We start from the raw sequence: 1,854 nt of genomic DNA on the forward strand, positions 1-1,854 counted from the left end.
TGTAAACACAAATTAAACAATTAAAGGATTAATTATTCAAAAATAATAATATGCCCCAACCTTTAAAAATAACTTAAAAAAAGCCCAACATGTAACGTTCGCCTGTTTAAAAATATGGCGGCGACGCCCGGACTCGAACCCACGTGCACCGGTGTGACACACCGGCATCATAACCACCTTCACCACGTCCCCATCTTCTGCTCAATTATTTTATCACAAAACTTTCACTTTGTAAAGCCCCCACAAAGAATACTCTTTTATGTATATCTTCCTCTGAAATATTGTCGTGCTATAATATCCTCATCCTTAAGCTCATGGGCAGCATATACAGGCCAGTACGGCTGCCTTAGAAGCACTCTGCCCAGTGCAACCATATCCGCCCTCTCGTTTCCTATTATCTCCTCTGCCATTTCTGGACTGGTTATCAAGCCTACAGCCACAGTTGGTACTCCTGTTTGCCTTTTTACAGTCTCTGCATAAATTATCTGATAGCCAGGATATAAATCTATCCTTGGTGATAAGAGACCACCCGAACTGCAATCCACAACATCCACAAAGTCTTTCACAAGTTTTACTATCTTTATTGTTTCATTTATGTCAATACCCCCGTCTACAAAATCGGTAGCAGATACACGCATAAAAATTGGCATATCATCAGGTATGTTTTTCTTTACCTCAATTAATACTTGCCGCAAAAATCTCACTCTGTTTTCTATTTTTCCTCCATATTCATCACTTCTTTTGTTAGAAAGTGGTGACAAAAATTCATGAATGAGATAACCGTGAGCTGCGTGGACCTCTGTAGTGTCATATCCAACTTTAACGGCTCTTGCCGCCGCAGTACCAAAAGCTCTAATTATATCTTTAATCTCATTTTTAGTAAGCTCTGATGGAATGGGATATTCGTCACTCCACTTAATACTCGAAGGAGCAACAACCTTTTCGTTTTTCACCTCACACTTTCTCCCTGCATGGGCTAACTGAACACCGATTTTGCCTCCTACAGAATGCACAAAATCTACCATTTTTTTCAGAGGCTCGATTTGACTATCATCCCACAACCCTAAATCATTGCCAGTAATTCTACCTCGCCTTTCCACGGCTGTAGCCTCTTGCATGATAAGGCCTACACCTCCCACTGCCCTCGTACCATAATGGACAAAGTGCCAGTCGGTTGGCTTGCCGTCATCACCAGCAGAATACATGCACATGGGCGACATCATGATACGATTGTTAACTTCAAGGTCCTTTAGTTTAAATGGAGTGAAAAGTTTCCTCATACCAACACCTCTGCATATATTATTTGCCTTTTTGTATCTTTTTAAAATACTAAAGAACTCATACATAAAAAGCTGTGAGCGGGGCAAGTTCCATTTATGCTAACCTAAAGGATATGGGAAGGATCCAAGCGAAGCAATATGTGCTATTATCAGCAGTACCAGTACAATAACAAACATATACCATTTTGCATGAAAGATCCTAAGGGTCTTTTTAAACTTTAGACTTGCCTTTGTAAACCTCATGGTAAAACCTGCAAACACCATCCACGCCATCACAGCTATAAGTACCCCGTGAAATACCGAAGCATACTGCAGCATTAAAACACCATGTACTAAAGCTGCAATAAATGCGGCGGCATTTCCTAAATAATGCACATAGTGCCATCTATTTCTCATTTTATCTAACCATTTCCACTGTTTCTTTGGTGCAACCAACTGATTAATAAGATGAAAAAAGACATAAAGATTAGCAATTAAAAAGAGTGTCCCTGCAATCGTTCCCATGGTTAAACCCAGCGATATATTGACTGGAATCTCTTGCATATCTACTACCCCCCTCGTATAATATGTAGTA

Annotated in this window: 2 protein-coding genes; both read right to left on the reverse strand. The window is 40.0% G+C overall.

The genetic code is table 11. From position 1 onward, the window contains the following. Positions 1 to 257: 257 nt before the first annotated feature. Positions 258 to 1,280, reverse strand: coding sequence for an NADPH dehydrogenase NamA (gene namA, locus AA81_RS05975; RefSeq protein WP_103898526.1), 1,023 nt, complete (start codon positions 1,278 to 1,280; stop codon positions 258 to 260). 99 nt (positions 1,281 to 1,379) lie between these two features. Continuing rightward, positions 1,380 to 1,854, reverse strand: a 475-nt coding sequence (locus AA81_RS05980; RefSeq protein WP_342750124.1) for a hypothetical protein, incomplete at its 5' end; no start/stop codon positions are given.

It is taken from the genome of Petrotoga halophila DSM 16923, from assembly GCF_002924615.1.